Consider the following 17,520-nt stretch of genomic DNA (forward strand, 5'->3'; position numbering starts at 1 on the left):
GCCGCTTACGCAAACGTAAGCTAATCCAGCTTCCGTCAAAACGAAAGCGGTGCCGCGACGGAAGGTTTTGGCATTTCGAAAGCGCCTGAATTCGCCCTGTCGGCCCGGAAATGAAAACGACCAGCGCCTCGTGTTTGCTTTCTAGGGTTAGCAGAGTGTTGACCGCGCGCTCGAAAATTTTCGGCAAATTTGGCGAAAACCAGCTGAATTGCTGGCTTCGTATCCTTAACGAATTTTCGCGTTTACCTCTTGTTTTAGCTTTGTTTTCCTCAAATTAAGCACGCCATTTAACGACGGATTCAAGCCTGCGCGGCATTCTCGAAAGCATCGAAAGAGCGGCCCGGACAAGACGAACGGAGGCAGCTCTCGGGAGCCAGACAGGGGACTAAAAATGGCACGTTTTGAAATGCTTGAAGCAGGCTTCGGCGCCATGGGGGCAACTGCCCAGGCCGACATTCTTTTCGAACTGGGCATGATGTATGCGACCGGCCGCGATTGCGAAACCGACGTCGTTGCCGCCCACAAATGGTTCAACATCGCCGCCATCAAGGGATCGGCCCGCGCCGCCGAGTTGCGCTCGGAACTCTCGGCGGCCATGTCGAAGGTCGAGATCGCCAAGGCGCTGCGCGAAGCCCGCGAATGGATGACCATGCACTGAGTTCCGCCAGACGGAGACGCTCCGGCCAAGACCGCAGAAAGACGGTCGGGCCAACAGGGAAAAGCTGCGCAAACAGCCAGGCCACGGCCATCGACAACGAGAATGCGGCACGCCGACAGGTCCAAGCCGCGCAACGGACCATGATCCCGAAGACTCCGGTTTTCGGAAGGATCATGGCCAACATGAAGACAGGGAAGGTGGGTTGGGTTCACAGCGCGGGGGCGCCGGGGAAACAGCCTGACCGGCAAAAAAAGCCACGACCGGCCGGAACAAGGCTGGCGTGGCTTTTTGCGTGGATGAGGCCGCGCAGGCCTAATCGAGTGGCGCCAATGCGCCTAGACAGGTCCGATGAAGGATGAAATTGTCCCGCCTCTCTGGAAGAAGCGCGGCCGGGCGGCCGCGCGTGAGTGGAGGAGTTCTATTGTCATGAAAAAAATGAGTGTTTTGAGCGCGGCCATTTTCGGCCTGATGATGAGCGCGCCGGTCGCGTTCGCCGATGACATCACCATTTCAGTGGTCGGCCCGATGACCGGACAGCTCGCCACCATCGGCGATCAGTTCAAGCAGGGCGCACAGGCCGCCGCCGACGCCATCAACGCGGCTGGCGGCGTCAACGGCTCCCAGATCAAGCTCGACATCGAAGACGACCAGTGCGATCCCAAGCAGGCGGTGTCGGTCGCCAATCGCATCGTCGCCAACAGCGTCAAGTTCATCGACGGGCATGCCTGCTCGGGTTCCAGCATTCCGGCCTCGGCGGTCTATGCCGAAGCCGGCGCCCTGATGATGAGCCCGGCTTCCTCGAACCCGGTGCTGACCGATGCGGCCGCCAAGGCCGGCTGGTCGACAATCATGCGTCTCTACACGCGTGACGACGCACAGGGCGCCTTCATCGGCCCGTGGATCGCCAAGAAATACGCCGGCAAGAACGTCGTCATCCTGCACGACAAGAGCGCTTACGGCCAGGGCGTGGCTGATGCCGTCAAGGCGACCATGAATACCGGTGGCCTCAAGGAGGTCTATTATGATGCCATCAACCCCGGCGAGAAGGACTATTCGGCGCTTGTCACCAAGCTGAAGGATCTCAAGGCCGATGTCGTCTATTTCGGCGGCTACCACCCCGAGGCGGGCCTGATCCTCCGTCAGTCGGCGGAACAGAATTTCAAGTTCCAGCTGATCATGCCGGACTCGATCGCTTCGCCGGAATTCTGGCAGGTTGCCGGCCCGGCCGGCGAGGGCACGATGTTCGTGTTCCCATCGGATCCGCAGGCAAAGCCGGAAGCCAAGGCAGCCGTCGAGAAGATCAAGGCCGGCGGCTTCGTGCCGGAAGGCTTCACGCTGTTCTCCTATGCCGTGGTCCAGGCATTCGCCGAAGGCATCAAGCGTGCCGGCAGCGACGATCCGGCCAAGGTTGCCGAGGCGCTGAAGAATGGCACGGCGATCAGCACCGTTGTCGGCGACGTCACCTTCGACGAGAAGGGCGACCTCAAGAATGCCAGCTACGACATCAACCAGTGGCATGACGGCAAGTACGCGCCGATCGCGCAGTAATCGCCCTGGCACTCGGGTAATCCAAGGGAATGGCCGGGTTCGTCCCGGCCATTTCAGTTTGCGGTCGCTCCTTCTATCCGCCGGCGGCCGCGGTGCATGCGTTCTGGTCCTCGGCGAACCGCACCAGCACCGCGCCGTCGGTGACCTGTGCGCCTTCCCCGGCGATCTCGGCGATCACCCCGTCATGCGGGGCGGCGATGGTGTGCTCCATCTTCATCGCCTCGAGGATCAGCAGAGGTTGCCCTTTGATCACAGCGTCGCCTTTCGCCACGCGCACAAGCTTGACCAGGCCCGGCATCGGCGCGCGCAGGCTGCCGGTGGCGGCGGCCGCTTCATCGCTCCTGGCCAAGGGGTCCGGCACCGCGAAAGTATAGCCGACGGCGCCTTCGAACACCGTGATGTGGCCAGGCCAGCGGGCGAGGCGGGGAACGGCGCGAAGATCATGCAAGTTGGTGCTGTCATAAGGCGCATCGAGCGCCACCTGGAAGCGCCCGTCCGATCGCACTGAAATCCTTGCCTGAATGGCTTCCTCGCCGAACGTCAGCCGCATGCGCCGCGCCACGCCGTGGAAATGCGCATAGCCGGCGAGTGATGACCATGGGTCGTTCGACGACGGCAATGCTCCGGCACCCGAGGCCGCCATGGCGGCAGCCGAGATGATCTCGCCGGTCGGCGGCGCGACCGCCGTCAACGCCTCCTGGTGTCTGCCGATCAGGCCGGTATCGATGTCTTCAGCCGCAAAATCCGGATCGGCGGCAAGAGCGGCAAGAAAAGCGGTGTTGACGGTGGAGCCGGCAATCTCGATTTGCGCGAGCGCGGTGCGGAGCGCTTCCAGCGCCTGCCGTCTGTCTCCGGCATGAACGACCAGCTTCGCGATCATCGGGTCGTAGTAGGGCGAGATGGCATCGCCAGCCCGCACGCCGGTCTCGATGCGCATCGCGGCGCCTTCGGGGACAACGTCCGGAAATCTAAGGTGGTGCAGCGTGCCTGTCGCCGGCAGAAACCCCTTGGCCGCATCCTCGGCATAGATGCGCGCCTCGAAAGCATGGCCGCAAAGCGTGATCTCGCTCTGTGTCTTCGGCAGTTTTTCGCCGCTGGCGACCCGTAACTGCCATTCGACGAGATCGGTGCCGGTGACCATCTCGGTGACCGGATGCTCTACCTGCAGCCGGGTGTTCATTTCCATGAACCAGAAGCGATCGGCCTCGAGGCCTTGCGAGGCGTCGACGATGAATTCGATGGTGCCGGCGCCGGAGTAGTTGATTGCCTTGGCGGCTTTTACCGCCGCCTCGGTCATTGCCTTGCGCAAAGCCGGCGTCATGCCGGGGGCGGGGGCCTCCTCGATTACCTTCTGATGGCGGCGTTGCGCCGAACAGTCGCGCTCGTAGAGATGCACCGCATTGCCGAAATTGTCGCCGAACACCTGCACTTCGATATGCCGCGGCTTGTCGACATATTTCTCGACCAGCACCCGGTCGTCGCCGAAAGCGGCCTTTGCTTCGCGCCGGGCGCTGGAGAGTGCCTCGGAAAAGTCATCGGGATGTTCGACGCGGCGCATGCCCTTGCCGCCGCCGCCAGCGCGCGCCTTGATCAGCACGGGATAGCCGATCTCGCGGGCCTTTGACGCAAGCAGCACGATTTCCTGCGCCTCGCCATGATAGCCCGGAACGACCGGAACGCCGGCTTCTTCCATCAGCCGCTTGGCGGCGTCCTTCAGCCCCATGGCGCGGATCGAGGACGCCGACGGGCCGATGAAAACGAGGCCGGCCGCTACCACCTGGTCGACGAAATCGGGGTTTTCCGACAGGAAGCCGTAACCGGGATGGATAGCCTGCGCACCCGTGGCCAGGGCCGCGGCGACAATCCTGTCACCGCGCAGATAGCTCTCGCCGACGGGCGAAGGACCGATATGGACCGCCTCGTCGGCCATCTCGACATGCAGGGATCTCGCGTCGGCATCCGAATAGACGGCGACAGTGTGCACGCCCAGCTTGCGAGCCGTGCGGATGACGCGGCAAGCGATCTCGCCCCGATTGGCGGTCAGGATTTTGCCGAACATGGAGCCTCCGTAGCCAGAAAGCGACGCAGGCGTTCCTTCGCGCCCCCTCTGGGTCGCAAACCTATATGGATAGGCTTTCCGTTTGCCGGATGCTGCCTTGCAGTTCGGCACTTGATGTAGAGCGCTCCCTTACCAAGGGAGTGCTCTACGAGCGAAGCGCATGTGCCTATTTCGATGCCGAGATCGCGCAGCCGCCACTTGCGGTCTTGAGCTTCCAACGCGTCAATCCAGCCTGGCAGTTGCGCAGCGCCATCTTTTCCGCGGCCTTCTGGGACGGTGCGTTGAGCTTCGTCCCGCAGATGATGTAGAGGTCGACGACGCGCGAATAAAAGGTCGTGGCGTACGCCGAATGACCGCCCGCCGCGACGTAGCCCTTGTAGGCAACGTTGCATTCGCCCGAGCCCAGGGTCGGCGGAAAACGCACGTCTCCCTTGTTTCCTGCGAGCGATCCGGCCTGGCCGGCGCCAGCTGTGGTGAATATTAGTATGGATGCAAGTATCGAGGCAGCCATCCCCCGGCAATATTTCAGTTCCATTCCCACCTTGTCCCCATTGCATTGTGCGGGACAAGCAGTAGCGAATATTTTTCCTCGCCGCCAGTTCGTTGTCGGGGGTCCGACTTTGCATGTGCTGATGAATAGATTGGTCCATAAAGTTCAACCCTTCCTGAGCGCAGCAACGGTTCGCCGGTATAGTTCGGCCGTATGCTCGTCGAAGCAGCAGAAGATGACGGTTTCGGGCATGGGTTTCTCTTCGATGATCATGCTGACCGCGCCGACAGCGATTTCGGTCGCCTCGTCTTTCGGGTAGCGGTAAACACCGGTCGAGATCGCGGGAAACGCCACCGAACGGCAATCATTGGCGGTCGCGAGTTCCAGCGACCTGCGATAGCAAGAGGCCAGCAGTTCGGCTTCGCCCTTGCCGCCGCCCTGCCAGACCGGCCCGACCGTGTGGATGATATGTCGAGCTGGCAGCTTGTAACCCTTGGTGATCTTGGCGTCGCCGACCCTGCATCCGTTCAACATCCGGCATTCTACCTCGAGCTCACGACCCGCCGCGCGGTGGATGGCGCCATCGACTCCACCGCCGCCGAGAAGCGAGGTGTTGGCAGCATTGACGATGGCGTCGACATCCAGCTTCGTGATGTCGCCGGTGTGGATGCGGATCCTGTCTTGGGCCTTGCTCATCTCACATCCTGAACACGCCGAAGCGTGTCTCCTCGATCTCGGCGTTGAGCGACGCGGAAAGGCTGAGCGCCAGCACCTCGCGTGTCCTGGCCGGATCGATGATGCCGTCATCCCAGAGCCTTGCCGAGGAATAGAGCGGATGGCCTTCATGCTCGTACTTCATCAGGATCGGCTTCTTGAATTTCGCTTCCTCCTCGGCGCTCCACTCGCCGCCCTTTCGCTCGATGCCTTCGCGCTTGACCATGGCGAGCACGGTTGCCGCCTGTTCGCCGCCCATCACCGAGATGCGCGCGTTCGGCCACATCCACAGGAAGCGCGGTGAGTAGGCGCGGCCGCACATGCCGTAATTGCCGGCGCCGAATGAACCGCCGATGATGACGGTCACCTTCGGCACCCTGGCGGTCGCCACCGCCATCACCAGCTTGGCGCCGTCCTTGGCGATGCCGCCCGCCTCGTATTTGCGGCCGACCATGAAGCCGGTGATGTTCTGCAGGAAAACCAGCGGAATCTTGCGCTGACAGCACAATTCGATGAAGTGCGCGCCCTTCAGCGCGCTTTCGGAAAACAGCACGCCATTGTTGGCGATGACGCCGACCGGCATGCCATGGAGGTGGGCGAAACCGGTGATCAGCGTGGTGCCGTAGTTCTGCTTGAACTCATCGAATTCGGAGCCGTCGACGATGCGCGCGATCACCTCGCGCACGTCATAGGGCTGGCGCAGGTCGGTCGGGACGATGCCATAGAGCTCATCCGCGGGATGAAGCGGCTGATGAGCTTTCTGTAAGCTCAGGCTTACAGCCTTGTTCCGATTCAGGTTCTTGATGATGCGCCGGCAAATGGCGAGCGCGTGTTCGTCGTCCAGCGCATAGTGATCGGCGACGCCGGAAAGCCTGGTGTGTACATCCGCGCCGCCCAATTCCTCGGCGCTGACGTCTTCGCCGGTGGCCGCCTTCACCAGCGGCGGTCCGCCGAGGAAGATGGTCGCCTGGTTGCGCACCATGATCGTCTCGTCCGACATCGCCGGCACATAGGCGCCGCCAGCGGTGCAGGAGCCCATGACGCAGGCGATCTGCGGAACGCCGGCAGCCGACATGTTGGCCTGGTTGTAGAAGATGCGGCCGAAATGCTCGCGGTCGGGAAAGACCTCGTCCTGGTTGGGCAGATTGGCGCCGCCGCTGTCGACCAGATAGACGCATGGCAAATTGTTCTGCAGCGCGATCTCCTGCGCGCGCAGATGCTTCTTCACCGTCAGCGGATAGTAGGTGCCGCCCTTCACCGTGGCGTCGTTGACAACGACCATCACCTCGGTGCCCTCGACGCGGCCGATGCCGGCGATCAGGCCGGCCGACGCAATCTCCTCGCCATACATGGACCATGCCGCGAACTGGCCGATCTCGAGGAAGGGCGAACCGGTGTCCAGCAATTGCGCCAGGCGTTCGCGCGGCAGCAGCTTGCCACGACCGACATGGCGATCGCGGGCCTCATCCGAGCCGCCGCGCTCGACTGTCGTGGCCTTTTCAGCGATATCGGCAACCAGCGCGCGCATGCGCTCGGCATTGGCACGGAAGGTTTCGGAGGAGGGCGAGATCTGGGTTTGGAGGATAGCCATGCTACACCCCCTCCGCCATGATCTCGCGGCCGATCAGCCAGCGACGGATCTCGCTGGTGCCGGCGCCGATCTCGTAGAGCTTCGCGTCGCGCAAAAGCCGGCCGGTCGGATAGTCGTTGATATAGCCGTTGCCGCCAAGCAGCTGGATGGCGTCGAGTGCCATCTGCGTCGCTTTCTCGGCGGCGAACAGCACGCAGCCGGCTGCATCCTTGCGGCTGGTCTGGCCGCGGTCGCAGGCGGCGGCGACGGCGTATACGTAGGCACGCGCGGCGTTCATCGCCGTATACATGTCGGCAAGCTTGCCTTGCACCAGCTGGAATTCCCCGATCGGCTGGCCGAACTGCTTGCGCTCGTGAACATAGGGGATCGCTACGTCGAGGCAGGCCGCCATCAGGCCGATCGGGCCGCCGGCAAGCACGGTGCGCTCATAGTCGAGGCCGGACATCAGCACCTCGACGCCGCGTCCTTCCTCGTGCAGCACATTGTCGAACGGCACCTCGACGTCCGAAAAGACCAGTTCGCCGGTGTTGGACCCCCGCATGCCGAGCTTGTCGAGTTTCTGCGCCACCGAAAACCCCGGCATCGCCTTTTCGACGATGAAGGCGGTGATGCCGCGCGATTTCCGGTCCGGGTCGGTTTTGGCGTAGACGACCAGCGTTTCGGCATCCGGGCCGTTGGTGATCCACATCTTGGTGCCGTTGAGCACATAGCGGTCATTGCGCTTTTCGGCGCGCAACTTGAGCGACACCACGTCGGAGCCGGCGCCGGGCTCCGACATGGCAAGCGCGCCGACGTGCTCGCCCGAACATAGCGGCGGCAGGTATTTTTCCTTCTGTGCCGGCGTTGCCCAGCGGTTGATCTGGTTGACGCAGAGATTGGAGTGGGCGCCGTAGGAAAGGCCGACGGATGCGGAGGCCCGTGAGATTTCCTCGACCGCGATCACGTGGGCGAGATAGCCCATGCCGCTGCCGCCGAAATCGGGATCGGCGGTTATGCCGAGCAGGCCAAGAGTGCCGAGTTCTCCCCATAGATGCGCCGGGAATTCGTTCTCGCGATCGATGTCAGCGGCTATCGGTGCGATTCTGTCCTGGGCGAAGCGGCGCACCAGGTCGCGCAACGCCTCGATGTCCTCATCATGCCCGAAGCTGAGCGTGTTCGTGTACATGCCGTTCCTCCCCGGTACCAACGCCGATGTTCACGCCGACCAGGCGCATTGTCATCGAAAGGTATGTCTGCGTGACCTCGGCGATCGACAATCGCTCGCCCGGCCGGAACCAGACGATGACGCCGGTCATCATCTGGATCAGAGCCATGGCCGTCAGGCCGGTGTCCTCGATGCGGAAAATACCCGCCTCGGCGCCATCGCGCAGGATCGAACGCAGTTCCTTTTCGTAGGCCGTGCGCATGCGCAGGATCTGTGTCAGCCTGTCGGGCGACAGGCTGCGCAATTCCATGTTCGACACATGCGTGGCGTGGCGGCGCCCGATATGAAAGGCGATGTGGTTGCGCACAAAGGCGGCAAGCTGCCGCACCGGATCCGCGTCGGCCGGCCTGGAACGCTCCCAGGCCTCGCGAAGCGCTTGCATATGGTCGCGCATCAGCGTGAACAGCAGGTCTTCCTTGGTCGGAAAATAGCGATAGAGCGCGGCCGCCTGCACGCCGACCTCGGCGGCCAGCTGGCGCATCGACATTGCTTCATAACCGTAACGCGCAATCAGGGTGGCCGCCGCTTCACGGACTGCCGCTTCGGTTCGCTCGCCGTGTGATCCTGTGGTGCGCGCCATCGTCGCCTCGTTGACGGCAGAATAATAAAACAAACGTTCAATTAATTCAAGCAGGCGGAAATCCGTCTATCCGATGATCCTGAAATCTCCAGGCGTGGCCCAGGTTTCCAGCTCTTCCACATCGATGCGAGAGACAGCCGCGCCAGGCGGGCCTTGCCGAAGCCGTTCAATCATGGCCGCAATCGGCGCGTCGGCGCCGGTAAGCCATGCCGTCACCGAGCGGTCTCTTTCGTTGCGCACCCAGCCCAACAGCCCGAGCCTTGTCGCTTCATCGCGCGTCCACGCCCTGTAGCCGACCCCTTGGACCGTGCCGTATATGTGCGCCTGCACTGCCCTTTTCCGTTCATTCATGGCTCGCTCCCGTTCCATAGAGTCTGGCGCAGCATCGAACGAAGGCAACGGTTGAAACGGTGACCCCGATGAAAATCGAGGGCCTCCGTTCCAAATTCTCTGCCGCCGGCCTGACCGAGATGTGTACCGGTCCCGCGCCACTCCGGCCGCGCGTTCTTTCGCTCACCGCGCGCGGCCAGGCCGCGCTTGCGGCACTGCGGCCACGGATCGTGATCTGGCCCGCCTGACCGCGGGCTTGAATGACAGGGAAGCCGCGGAATTGTCGGATGTGCTGGCGCGTGCCGGACATCTGCTCGGCGCCGCGATGGCTCCCGAGCGCCGCGAAGTGCCCTAGTTTCCGCGCGCCGCTGCCAAGGCGCCAGGCAATTCCTCGGCGAAGATGTCCAGTTCGTGGGCGAGACCGACGCTGACGCGGATGCAGTGGTCGAGCCGTGGCGCCATCGGCTTGCGGATGAAGACGTCGCGCGACAACAGCCCCTGCAGCACTTTCACGGCGAAAGCACCGTCATGGCCGCAGTCGATGGTGACGAAATTGGTCGCCGAGGCGAGCGGCTTCAACCCGTTCTGTTCGGCGATATCGGCAATGCGCCGACGTCCGGCGGCGACCCGGGCCACCACCGTCTCGAGATAGGCCTGGTCGGCGAGCGCCTCGACGCCGGCGATCTGCGCCATGCGGCTGACGCCATAGTGGTTGCGGATCTTCTCGAAGTCGCTGATCACTTGCGTCTCGGCCAACGCATAGCCGCAGCGTATGCCGGCAAGTCCATAGGCCTTCGAAAAGGTTCGCATGCGGATGACGTTCGGCCGCGAGATGTCGATCGGCGGCAGGGCCGAGGCTGGTCCCAATTCGCCATAGGCCTCGTCGAGCACCAGCATGGTGGTTTCCGGCAAGGCTTCGATGAAGCGGATGACCTCGTCGGCTTCCCACCAACTGCCCATCGGATTGTCCGGGTTGGACAGATAGACCAGCGGCGCCTTCTCCCTGACGACCGCATCCAGCAGACCGTCAAGGCTTTCGCGATCATTCTCGTAAGGGACGGTCACCAGCCGGCCGCCGACACCGGCAATATGGAAGTTGAAGGTCGGATAGGCGCCGAGCGAGGTGACCACGGCATCGCCAGGCGCCACGTACATGCGCGCCACCAGGCTGAGCAGACCGTCGATGCCTTCGCCGACCACGATATTTTCGACCGCCACATGGTGATGCGCCGCAGCCGCGACCTTCAGATCGTAATTGTCGGGGTCGCAATACATCCACTGGTCGCGCGCGACGCTCTCCATGCGGGCGATGACGCGCGGCGAGGGGCCAAAACTGCTCTCATTGGCGCCGATGCGGGCACGGAAAGCGCGCCCGCGCTCACGCTCCTGCGCTTCGGGGCCGACAAACGGCACGGTCGACGGAAGCGCTGCGACGAGGGGTGAGAGGGCAGGGCGCTGAGGCATGGCGGAAGCTCGCTTGGAAGGGGCCTTCTTGCTAACGTGCGCCACCGGCCGGTGCAAGCTGCGCGATAGAGCATCGGTGCAAATACAAAAAACCCGGCGGTTGCCCGCCGGGTTTCGGTTTCAATAGCCGAAATGTCTTAGAACGAGCGCTGGAAGCGGAGAATGCCGCCGATATTGCTCTTCTTCTCGGCGCCGTCCCAGGCCCGCGTCAGATCATCGCTACCGACGTTCTGATAGTCGACTTCGGCCGTGACCGTAAAGCCGGGAACAACGTCATAGGCGATATTCGCCGCGATGCCGAGGTTCTTCCAGTCGTCATAGGAAACCTGAGCGTTGAACGAGGTCTTCTCGTTGAACTTGTAGGTGCCGCCGCCCCAAACTGCCCAGTTGCCGCCCCACTGCTTGTAGAAGCCGCGACCGCCAGCCGCAATTGCGTATGTCGGATCGTTGAGATTGTCGTCCGAACCGTAGCCGCCCATGACCCAGAGCGACAGTTCGTTGGAAACGTTGACATCCAAGCGAACCTTGCCGGCCACTTCTTCGTAGTTGCTGTCATAGGCAACGACGCCGGTGATCGCGCCCCAGCCCTGCGTCCACTTCACGCCGCCGACGACATGCGGGACATAGCTGTCGATTGTTCCAACCGTACCTGCGCCTTCTTCGAGCGAGACGACGGCCGAGAAGCCATTGCCCGCGTCGAAGTAGTACTGAACGACGTTTGTGTCGAAATCGCCGTAGGGAACGATCGTATCTTGGATAACGTTGCCGGCGTAGCCGATGAACGTATCGAAGGCCGATTCGTCCTTACCGACGCGGAGACCACCGAGCTGAATCCAGGCGAAGTTCAGCGAGACGTCCTTGTTATGGGCGGGATTGTCTACGAAGAGGCCAGTCGCCGGATCGTAGCTGGTGTCACCTCCCTCGCCATTGCCGAAGTTGAAGCGGGTCTCGGTGTAGGTCTTCAAGGTACCGAGCTCGGTTTCCTGGCCGGTCCAGGTCTTCAGCGTGAAGCGGGTATTTTTGTGCCAGGTGTCATTTATGCTGCCATCCTGATGGTCGACGTTCTTAGCACCATCGAACGTACCGAGGTCGCCACCGGAGATGTCGTAGCGGACATAGCCACCGACGCGCAGGCAGGTTTCGGTGCCGGGGATGTAGAAGTAGCCAGCGCCGTAGACGTCGCAAATCTTGACGTATTCAGCGGGTTCCGGCTCGGCGACGACGACGGCGTCGGCGGCGCGCGCACCGGAAACTGCGATCAGGGCCGCAGCGGAGCCGAGAAGAAGGCTCTTGATGTTCATTTTCTGACCTCCAGTCAGAATCGCGAGCGAAGGCCGACGAAAAGCTGCCAGGAGAGCCGTTTTCCTTTTTATTTCAGGTAGATAATATGGTGGCGGTCAGCGAGGCGCGGTCTGCAAGAAACGCTTGGTCGCGAAAGCCTTGCCCGATCCGGTCTTGAAATATCTCTCGAGTTGGCGAGCGTTGGCCTCGGTTTCGACCGCGATGTAGCTCTTCAAGGCTACGGGCAGGTAGGCCTTTGTCGATGGAACATTGCCCAATCGGTGCGATTCGGTGCGGCGTCGAAGGTCGTTTGTCGATCCGACATAGATATCGCCGTTACGGAGCTCCAGGAAATAGACGTACCACATGGTCCCCCTACGCTACTTCGTAGCTTCGGGCGACACTCCTACGCCCAAATGCGGTTCCGGGTGGCCTGCCACCCGAACCCCGCAGGGCGTAGGGTGGCGGAGAGGATGGGATTCGAACCCACGAGAAGCTTTTGACCTCTACTCCCTTAGCAGGGGAGCGCCTTCGACCACTCGGCCACCTCTCCGTTGAGCCGCTGGATAAAGAAAAGCGCCGGCACAATCAACAAGCCCGTGTCATTAATATGGAAAATAACGGCGCGCTGTCGCCGCGGATTTCCGCGATGGGGCGGTTATGCGGCAAATCCCTGGCCGGTGACTCGCGGCCTCGCCACGATTCCGTCGGCCGAATGCCGGATTCGGCCGGAAATAGCCGGCTGCGGCGGGCCTGATGGTTAACGAGAGCTTTCTGAGTGAGGCCAAATCGTGTCATTTGTGCAACAACGCCGGGGGATAGCAGCCGAACAGCCCTTTCATCGGTACGATCGTTGTTGAACGCCGCCGGCTCATGGGTAATGTCGAGTTCGAAGGAGCGGCGCGGTGCGCATCTTTTTCGGTAGTGGGGATGGGGCAGGGAACGCTGTCCTTCAGCAAAGAATACCCAGACCCGTTTTTTAACTTTTGACTGGAGGTCAGAAAATGAACATCAAGAGCCTTCTTCTCGGCTCCGCTGCGGCCCTGATCGCAGTTTCCGGTGCGCGCGCCGCCGACGCCGTCGTCGTCGCCGAGCCGGAGCCCGCTGAATACGTCAAGATTTGCGACGTCTACGGCGCTGGCTACTTCTACATCCCCGGAACCGAAACCTGCCTGCGCATCGGCGGCTATGTCCGTTATGATGCTTCCGCTGGAGATCAGGGTGCTTTCACTGGTCGTCGCGCCACCGATCATGAGGATGGCAGCGAGAACGACACCTGGCACAAGCAGGCCCGCTTCACCCTGAAGACCTGGACTGGCCAGGAAACCGAACTCGGCACGTTGAAGACCTATACCGAGACCCGTTTCAACTACTCCGACGGGAGCCAGAGCTCTTCGCTGAACTTCGCCTGGATTCAACTCGGCGGTCTGCGCGTCGGTGCTGACGAATCGGCCTTCGATACGTTCACCGGCTACGCCGGCAACGTCATCAACGATACGCTGGTTCCCTACGGCGGCTTCGAGACCAACGTCATCCAGTACTACTTCGACGCGGGTAACGGCTTCTCGGCTGTGGTTTCGCTCGAAGAAGGTTCTGACCCGGCTCCGGGCTCCTATCTGATCGTTCCGGACGGCACGATCGACAGCTACGTTCCGAACGTGGTTGGTGGCGTGAAGTACACGCAGGGCTGGGGCGCGATCACGGGCGTCGTTGCTTACGACAGCAACTACGAAGAGTGGGCCGGCAAGGTTCGCTTGGATGTCAACGCCACCAACGAACTGTCGCTGTTCTTGATGGCCGGCTACGGCTCGGACGACAATCTCTCGGATCCCACATGGGCCATCCCGGGCGGCGGCCGTGGCTTCTACAAGCTGTGGGGCGGCAACTGGGCAGTTTGGGGCGGCGGCACCTACAAGTTCAACGAGAAGACCTCGTTCAACGCTCAGGTCTCGTATGACGAATGGAAGAACCTCGGCATTGCCGCGAACATTGCCTATGATATCGTTCCCGGCTTCACGGTCACGGCCGAAGTCGACTACCTCAATGCAGGCAAGTTCGACGACGCAGACTTCTCCAATTGGACCAACGCGACCAAGAAGAGCAGCATCGGCGGAGTCCTCCGCTTCCAGCGCTCCTTCTAAGGGGCTGGTTCTTTACAGCTGAAATCCAGCCCGGGCGCACAAACGTCCGGGCTGTTTTTGTTTCGTGGCTGGGTCAACGCAACAGAAGGGACAGGGGGAATCGGTAGCTGAATTAGGCCTGTGGAGCGGTTTCGCTGGGATCCGTCAATCGACGGAAGAAATTAGCCACGGCTTAAAAACTCTTGAAAGGACACTTCTAAGCGGTTAGGCCTAGCCTATCCATTCGGGGGTGTGGGGAATAATGACCAACGAAGCGATTCAAGAGGGAGGGCCCTCTGACCACTATGCGATGTATTCTTCTCAAAACGCGAAATTCAACTATACCTACAACAAGATAAGAGAAGTAACGTCGCATCGGGTTGGAGATCTTTTTTTAGCTTATCGAGACATATTGTGGGATGATGGACGGCATAAATATAATGTCAGCTCCTTCATCGGCGAGATAGACGAGATCCTCCTTGGGGAGCGTTTCAGCGCCTTTGACCAGAGTACCCTGGACAACCTTATCGGCACCTTGCGCCAGCGCGGCAACAGCAACGCGACCATCAATCGAAAGATGGCTGCTCTCAGCAAACTGCTGCGCAAGGCGTACAAGATGGGAGATATCCACAGCCTGCCCGAGTTCCGCCGCCAGAAGGAGCGGGCGGGACGGATTCGTTTCCTCGAGAGGGACGAAGAGGCCAGGCTGTTTGCCGCCATCAAGAGCCGCAGCGAGGATGCTTACCGGCTTTCCGTCTTCCTGGTCGACACCGGATGCCGCCTCGGAGAGGCGCTCGGGCTGATCTGGAACGATATCCAGGAACATCGCGTCTCCTTCTGGATCACCAAGTCCGGTCGCAGCCGCACCATCCCGATGACCGAGCGGGTCAAGGAGGTCATCAAGCTGCCTCCGGCCGAAGGGCGCCGGCCCAAGGGGCCGTTCACCAAGCTCAGCCAGGCACAATTTCGCGCCATCTGGAACGATGCCAAGGCGGAAGTCGGGCTCGGGGCCGACGACCAGGTGGTGCCGCACATCCTGCGCCACACCTGCGCTTCGCGTCTTGTCCAGGGCGGCATCGACATCCGCCGCGTGCAGATGTGGCTTGGCCATCAGACCTTGTCGATGACCATGCGCTACGCGCATCTGGCCACCAATGATCTCGATGGTTGCGTTGTCGTGCTGGAGAAGCCTCGCGGCGAGCAGCCGGCCGGCAACGCGGAAAGCTCGCTGTTTTCGTCGCCGGTGACGACGCCGTCGGCGAAGCGGAAGCAGACGGATGAGGGCGCGTCGGCGAAGGCGCCGCCAAAAGCGACCCGCAAAAGCTCCAAGGCCAAGTAGTTCCGACAGTTTGCCTTGCCGCCGTAACAGCCCCGGGATCTGATCTGGTCTTGAGGCTTATTTGCCGCTTATTGCCTCTCGGCGCGATCGAGAAAAGCAGCAACGGCGATGGGCAGGCTGCCGGTCTCGAGGAAAGGCGCGTGGCCTTGGCCCTCGACCGTGATCGCCTCGAGGGTTGGGTGGCGCTTCTTCATTTCTTCAAGCGTCTCGACGGACAAAAGTCTGGAGTTGGCGCCGCGTATGACCAGCATAGGCATGGCGGCCAGCGCCTCGAATTGCACCCACAAATCCGGCAGTTTCTTGCTTAGGTCGAGGGCGGCGAGCGTTTCAACCAGCCTCGGGTCGAAATCCGGCATCAGCCCCTGATCCGTCTCGCGATAGAGCGCCGACGCCATCCGCTCCCAATCCGCCGAAGCGAGGGCGGGAAAGTCGCCGCCATGGGTGTCGCGCAGGGCATCGACAGTCTTGGCACGGCTCTTCGGTCTTGGCGTGGGATCGAGATAGGCGCGGATATGGGCAAGGCCGGCGGGTTCGATCACTGGCCCGATGTCGTTGAGCACGATGGCTTTCAGCGCCGCCGGCTGCATCGCGCCAAGCACATGGATGATCAGCCCGCCGCGCGAGGTGCCGATGAAGGCCGCCTGTTCTATGCCGAGCGCCGTCAGCCCGGCAAGGATGTCCCCCGCCTCGACGCCGACATTATAGTGACTGACATCGGGATCGTAGGCCGACTGTCCGCGTCCGCGATAGTCGAAGGCGATGACCTTGCGCGCCAGGGCGGATCGCGTTGAGAGATAGAGCGCCAGCTCGTGAAAATCCCGCGCATTACGTGTCAGGCCAGGCAGGCAGACGACCGGCCAATGTGCGGAATTCGCTTCGCCATAGACGCGCGCGTGAAGTCTCAGCCCATCTGGCGCGGCATAGAAGAAGTCGGAGAAACCTGGGTTGCTCGACATGGGACGGGCTCCTTAGCCGAAGGGATCGTCCACGTCTGCTATAGACGGAGCGCAGGAGGGTCAAATGGGAAAGGCTCCTCCTTCTCCTCACGAAGGAAGGGCAAAAACTTCAACTCCGCCCGTTCACGAGATCGCCGACGATGTCGTACTTGCCGGAGATACGCATCTTGTAGACCTCGTAATTCTCCATCACGCGCTGCACGTAACTTCTTGTTTCCGTGTAGGGAATCCGTTCGATCCAGTCCACCACCGCATCGATGTCCTTGCCGCGCGGGTCACCATATTTCGCCACCCACTGGCCGGCCCGGGCCGGGCCGGCATTGTAGCCCGCGAAGGTCAATACGTACGAGCCGTTGAAGCGATCCAGCTGTTCGCCGAGGAAGGCCGAACCAAGCGTCGCATTATAGGCGGCGTCGGTTGTCAGCCTGGTCTGCGAAAACTGCAATCCAGCCTTCTTCGCCAATTGCCTGGCGGTTGCCGGCATCAGCTGCAGCAGCCCGCGCGCACCGGCACTGGATATGGCGCCGATATTGAATTCGCTTTCCTGGCGGGCGATCGCGTAGGCCAGCGCCTTGCCGGAACCGGAAATATTGGCCGAATCGGGGATGACGCCGAGCGGATGGGACAGCGCTCCGACGTCGATGCCCCGCGCTCCGGCGATCTTGCCGATTTTCAGCGCCATGAAATGGTTATCCTGCTTTTCCGCCAGGATGGCGAGCAGCGCCAGTTCCCCCGGACTGGTCAACTGGCCGGCAAGGTCGCGGTAGAGCGTTTCGGCATAGCGGTCGTAGCCCGCCTCTTGCAGGCGCTTGATGGCGGAGACGGCCTCGCGGCCGGCAAAGCTCCGCCGGTCGGCGGCACTTGGCTGGGGATAGACGATGTTGAGCGCCTGCCGGCCGACACGTTCGGCGGCGAGCTGGCCGTAAAACGTGGTGCCGTAGGTCGCCGCACGTCCAAAATAATCCTTGGCATTGCCGGGGCCTCCGACTTCCGCCGCGCGGCCGAGCCAGTAATAGGCGCGCGACAGGGTCATCGGTCCCTGGGCAAGGTCGGCGATGCGCGCGAAATGCGTCGCCGCGAGCTTGGGATCGTTCAGGCCACGCAGCGCGTACCAGCCGGCATGGAACTCGGCTTCCGCCGCATTGGCCGCGCTTTCGGCGGCATGCGTGGCGACTATCTTGTATGC

16 protein-coding genes and 1 tRNA gene are annotated in these 17,520 nt (G+C 61.9%); 4 read left to right on the plus strand and 13 right to left on the minus strand.

Going from position 1 to position 17,520, the window contains the following annotated elements:
• Positions 1 to 391 precede the first annotated feature (391 nt).
• Together FJ943_RS27915 and FJ943_RS27920 are read left to right on the plus strand one after the other, a co-directional pair.
• Positions 392 to 658, plus strand: a complete 267-nt coding sequence (locus FJ943_RS27915) for a sel1 repeat family protein (protein ID WP_010915070.1) — start codon at positions 392 to 394, stop codon at positions 656 to 658.
• Positions 659 to 1,084: 426 nt separating this feature from the next.
• Complete coding sequence (locus FJ943_RS27920; protein WP_140718108.1) at positions 1,085 to 2,206, plus strand: branched-chain amino acid ABC transporter substrate-binding protein; 1,122 nt, start codon at positions 1,085 to 1,087, stop codon at positions 2,204 to 2,206.
• Between the two features lie 73 nt (positions 2,207 to 2,279).
• Here FJ943_RS27920 and FJ943_RS27925 read toward each other — a convergent pair whose 3' ends face one another.
• The 11 genes from FJ943_RS27925 to FJ943_RS27975 form a co-directional block, all read right to left on the minus strand.
• Positions 2,280 to 4,265: an acetyl/propionyl/methylcrotonyl-CoA carboxylase subunit alpha gene (locus FJ943_RS27925; protein ID WP_140726716.1), complete on the minus strand. Its 1,986-nt coding sequence runs from the start codon at positions 4,263 to 4,265 to the stop codon at positions 2,280 to 2,282.
• Between the two features lie 166 nt (positions 4,266 to 4,431).
• Positions 4,432 to 4,800 (minus strand): hypothetical protein, encoded by a 369-nt coding sequence (locus tag FJ943_RS27930; RefSeq protein ID WP_140726719.1) that lies wholly within the window; start codon positions 4,798 to 4,800, stop codon positions 4,432 to 4,434.
• A 120-nt stretch (positions 4,801 to 4,920) separates the two neighbouring features.
• Positions 4,921 to 5,451, minus strand: a complete 531-nt coding sequence (locus FJ943_RS27935) for an O-acetyl-ADP-ribose deacetylase (RefSeq protein WP_140726722.1) — start codon at positions 5,449 to 5,451, stop codon at positions 4,921 to 4,923.
• 1 nt (position 5,452) lies between these two features.
• The gene (locus FJ943_RS27940) at positions 5,453 to 7,060 is read right to left on the minus strand and encodes a carboxyl transferase domain-containing protein (protein WP_140663112.1); all 1,608 of its coding nucleotides are present in this window, start codon (positions 7,058 to 7,060) and stop codon (positions 5,453 to 5,455) included.
• 1 nt (position 7,061) lies between these two features.
• The gene (locus FJ943_RS27945; RefSeq protein WP_140726725.1) at positions 7,062 to 8,225 is read right to left on the minus strand and encodes an isovaleryl-CoA dehydrogenase; all 1,164 of its coding nucleotides are present in this window, start codon (positions 8,223 to 8,225) and stop codon (positions 7,062 to 7,064) included.
• Positions 8,194 to 8,844: a TetR/AcrR family transcriptional regulator gene (locus FJ943_RS27950; protein WP_140726728.1), complete on the minus strand. Its 651-nt coding sequence runs from the start codon at positions 8,842 to 8,844 to the stop codon at positions 8,194 to 8,196. The genes FJ943_RS27945 and FJ943_RS27950 overlap by 32 nt, the downstream gene beginning before the upstream one ends.
• Before the next feature lie 66 nt (positions 8,845 to 8,910).
• Positions 8,911 to 9,195: an acylphosphatase gene (locus tag FJ943_RS27955; protein WP_140718095.1), complete on the minus strand. Its 285-nt coding sequence runs from the start codon at positions 9,193 to 9,195 to the stop codon at positions 8,911 to 8,913.
• Positions 9,196 to 9,525: 330 nt separating this feature from the next.
• Positions 9,526 to 10,638 (minus strand): pyridoxal phosphate-dependent aminotransferase, encoded by a 1,113-nt coding sequence (locus FJ943_RS27960; RefSeq protein WP_140726730.1) that lies wholly within the window; start codon positions 10,636 to 10,638, stop codon positions 9,526 to 9,528.
• Between the two features lie 137 nt (positions 10,639 to 10,775).
• Positions 10,776 to 11,939, minus strand: coding sequence for a porin (locus FJ943_RS27965; RefSeq protein WP_140726732.1), 1,164 nt, complete (start codon positions 11,937 to 11,939; stop codon positions 10,776 to 10,778).
• A 96-nt stretch (positions 11,940 to 12,035) separates the two neighbouring features.
• Positions 12,036 to 12,287 carry a GIY-YIG nuclease family protein gene (locus FJ943_RS27970; RefSeq protein WP_140618505.1) on the minus strand — a complete coding sequence of 84 codons (252 nt, stop codon included), beginning with the start codon at positions 12,285 to 12,287 and terminating at the stop codon, positions 12,036 to 12,038.
• 94 nt (positions 12,288 to 12,381) lie between these two features.
• Positions 12,382 to 12,472 (minus strand) — tRNA-Ser (locus tag FJ943_RS27975).
• 451 nt (positions 12,473 to 12,923) lie between these two features.
• Here FJ943_RS27975 and FJ943_RS27980 point away from each other — a divergent pair.
• Both FJ943_RS27980 and FJ943_RS27985 read left to right on the plus strand, forming a co-directional pair.
• Positions 12,924 to 14,060: a porin gene (locus FJ943_RS27980; RefSeq protein WP_140726735.1), complete on the plus strand. Its 1,137-nt coding sequence runs from the start codon at positions 12,924 to 12,926 to the stop codon at positions 14,058 to 14,060.
• 241 nt (positions 14,061 to 14,301) lie between these two features.
• Positions 14,302 to 15,378 (plus strand): site-specific integrase, encoded by a 1,077-nt coding sequence (locus FJ943_RS27985; RefSeq protein WP_181174660.1) that lies wholly within the window; start codon positions 14,302 to 14,304, stop codon positions 15,376 to 15,378.
• Positions 15,379 to 15,446: 68 nt separating this feature from the next.
• Here FJ943_RS27985 and FJ943_RS27990 read toward each other — a convergent pair whose 3' ends face one another.
• Both FJ943_RS27990 and FJ943_RS27995 read right to left on the minus strand, forming a co-directional pair.
• Complete coding sequence (locus FJ943_RS27990) at positions 15,447 to 16,334, minus strand: alpha/beta hydrolase (protein WP_140726738.1); 888 nt, start codon at positions 16,332 to 16,334, stop codon at positions 15,447 to 15,449.
• Positions 16,335 to 16,443: 109 nt separating this feature from the next.
• Positions 16,444 to 17,520, minus strand: a 1,077-nt coding sequence (locus tag FJ943_RS27995) for a lytic transglycosylase domain-containing protein (protein WP_140726741.1), incomplete at its 5' end; no start/stop codon positions are given.

Origin of the sequence: Mesorhizobium sp. B2-3-10, from assembly GCF_006442275.1 — a bacterium.
GTDB lineage: Bacteria > Pseudomonadota > Alphaproteobacteria > Rhizobiales > Rhizobiaceae > Mesorhizobium > Mesorhizobium australicum.

Excerpts from the sequence above, each read along its gene's own strand:
- FJ943_RS27915 (WP_010915070.1), top strand. The coding sequence starts at position 392 with ATGGCACGTTTTGAAATGCTTGAAGCAGGCTTCGGCGCCATGGGGGCA.
- FJ943_RS27920 (WP_140718108.1), top strand. The coding sequence starts at position 1,085 with ATGAAAAAAATGAGTGTTTTGAGCGCGGCCATTTTCGGCCTGATGATG.
- FJ943_RS27925 (WP_140726716.1), bottom strand. The coding sequence starts at position 4,265 with ATGTTCGGCAAAATCCTGACCGCCAATCGGGGCGAGATCGCTTGCCGC.
- FJ943_RS27930 (WP_140726719.1), bottom strand. The coding sequence starts at position 4,800 with ATGGAACTGAAATATTGCCGGGGGATGGCTGCCTCGATACTTGCATCC.
- FJ943_RS27935 (WP_140726722.1), bottom strand. The coding sequence starts at position 5,451 with ATGAGCAAGGCCCAAGACAGGATCCGCATCCACACCGGCGACATCACG.
- FJ943_RS27940 (WP_140663112.1), bottom strand. The coding sequence starts at position 7,060 with ATGGCTATCCTCCAAACCCAGATCTCGCCCTCCTCCGAAACCTTCCGT.
- FJ943_RS27945 (WP_140726725.1), bottom strand. The coding sequence starts at position 8,225 with ATGTACACGAACACGCTCAGCTTCGGGCATGATGAGGACATCGAGGCG.
- FJ943_RS27950 (WP_140726728.1), bottom strand. The coding sequence starts at position 8,844 with ATGGCGCGCACCACAGGATCACACGGCGAGCGAACCGAAGCGGCAGTC.
- FJ943_RS27955 (WP_140718095.1), bottom strand. The coding sequence starts at position 9,195 with ATGAATGAACGGAAAAGGGCAGTGCAGGCGCACATATACGGCACGGTC.
- FJ943_RS27960 (WP_140726730.1), bottom strand. The coding sequence starts at position 10,638 with ATGCCTCAGCGCCCTGCCCTCTCACCCCTCGTCGCAGCGCTTCCGTCG.
- FJ943_RS27965 (WP_140726732.1), bottom strand. The coding sequence starts at position 11,939 with ATGAACATCAAGAGCCTTCTTCTCGGCTCCGCTGCGGCCCTGATCGCA.
- FJ943_RS27970 (WP_140618505.1), bottom strand. The coding sequence starts at position 12,287 with ATGTGGTACGTCTATTTCCTGGAGCTCCGTAACGGCGATATCTATGTC.
- FJ943_RS27980 (WP_140726735.1), top strand. The coding sequence starts at position 12,924 with ATGAACATCAAGAGCCTTCTTCTCGGCTCCGCTGCGGCCCTGATCGCA.
- FJ943_RS27985 (WP_181174660.1), top strand. The coding sequence starts at position 14,302 with ATGACCAACGAAGCGATTCAAGAGGGAGGGCCCTCTGACCACTATGCG.
- FJ943_RS27990 (WP_140726738.1), bottom strand. The coding sequence starts at position 16,334 with ATGTCGAGCAACCCAGGTTTCTCCGACTTCTTCTATGCCGCGCCAGAT.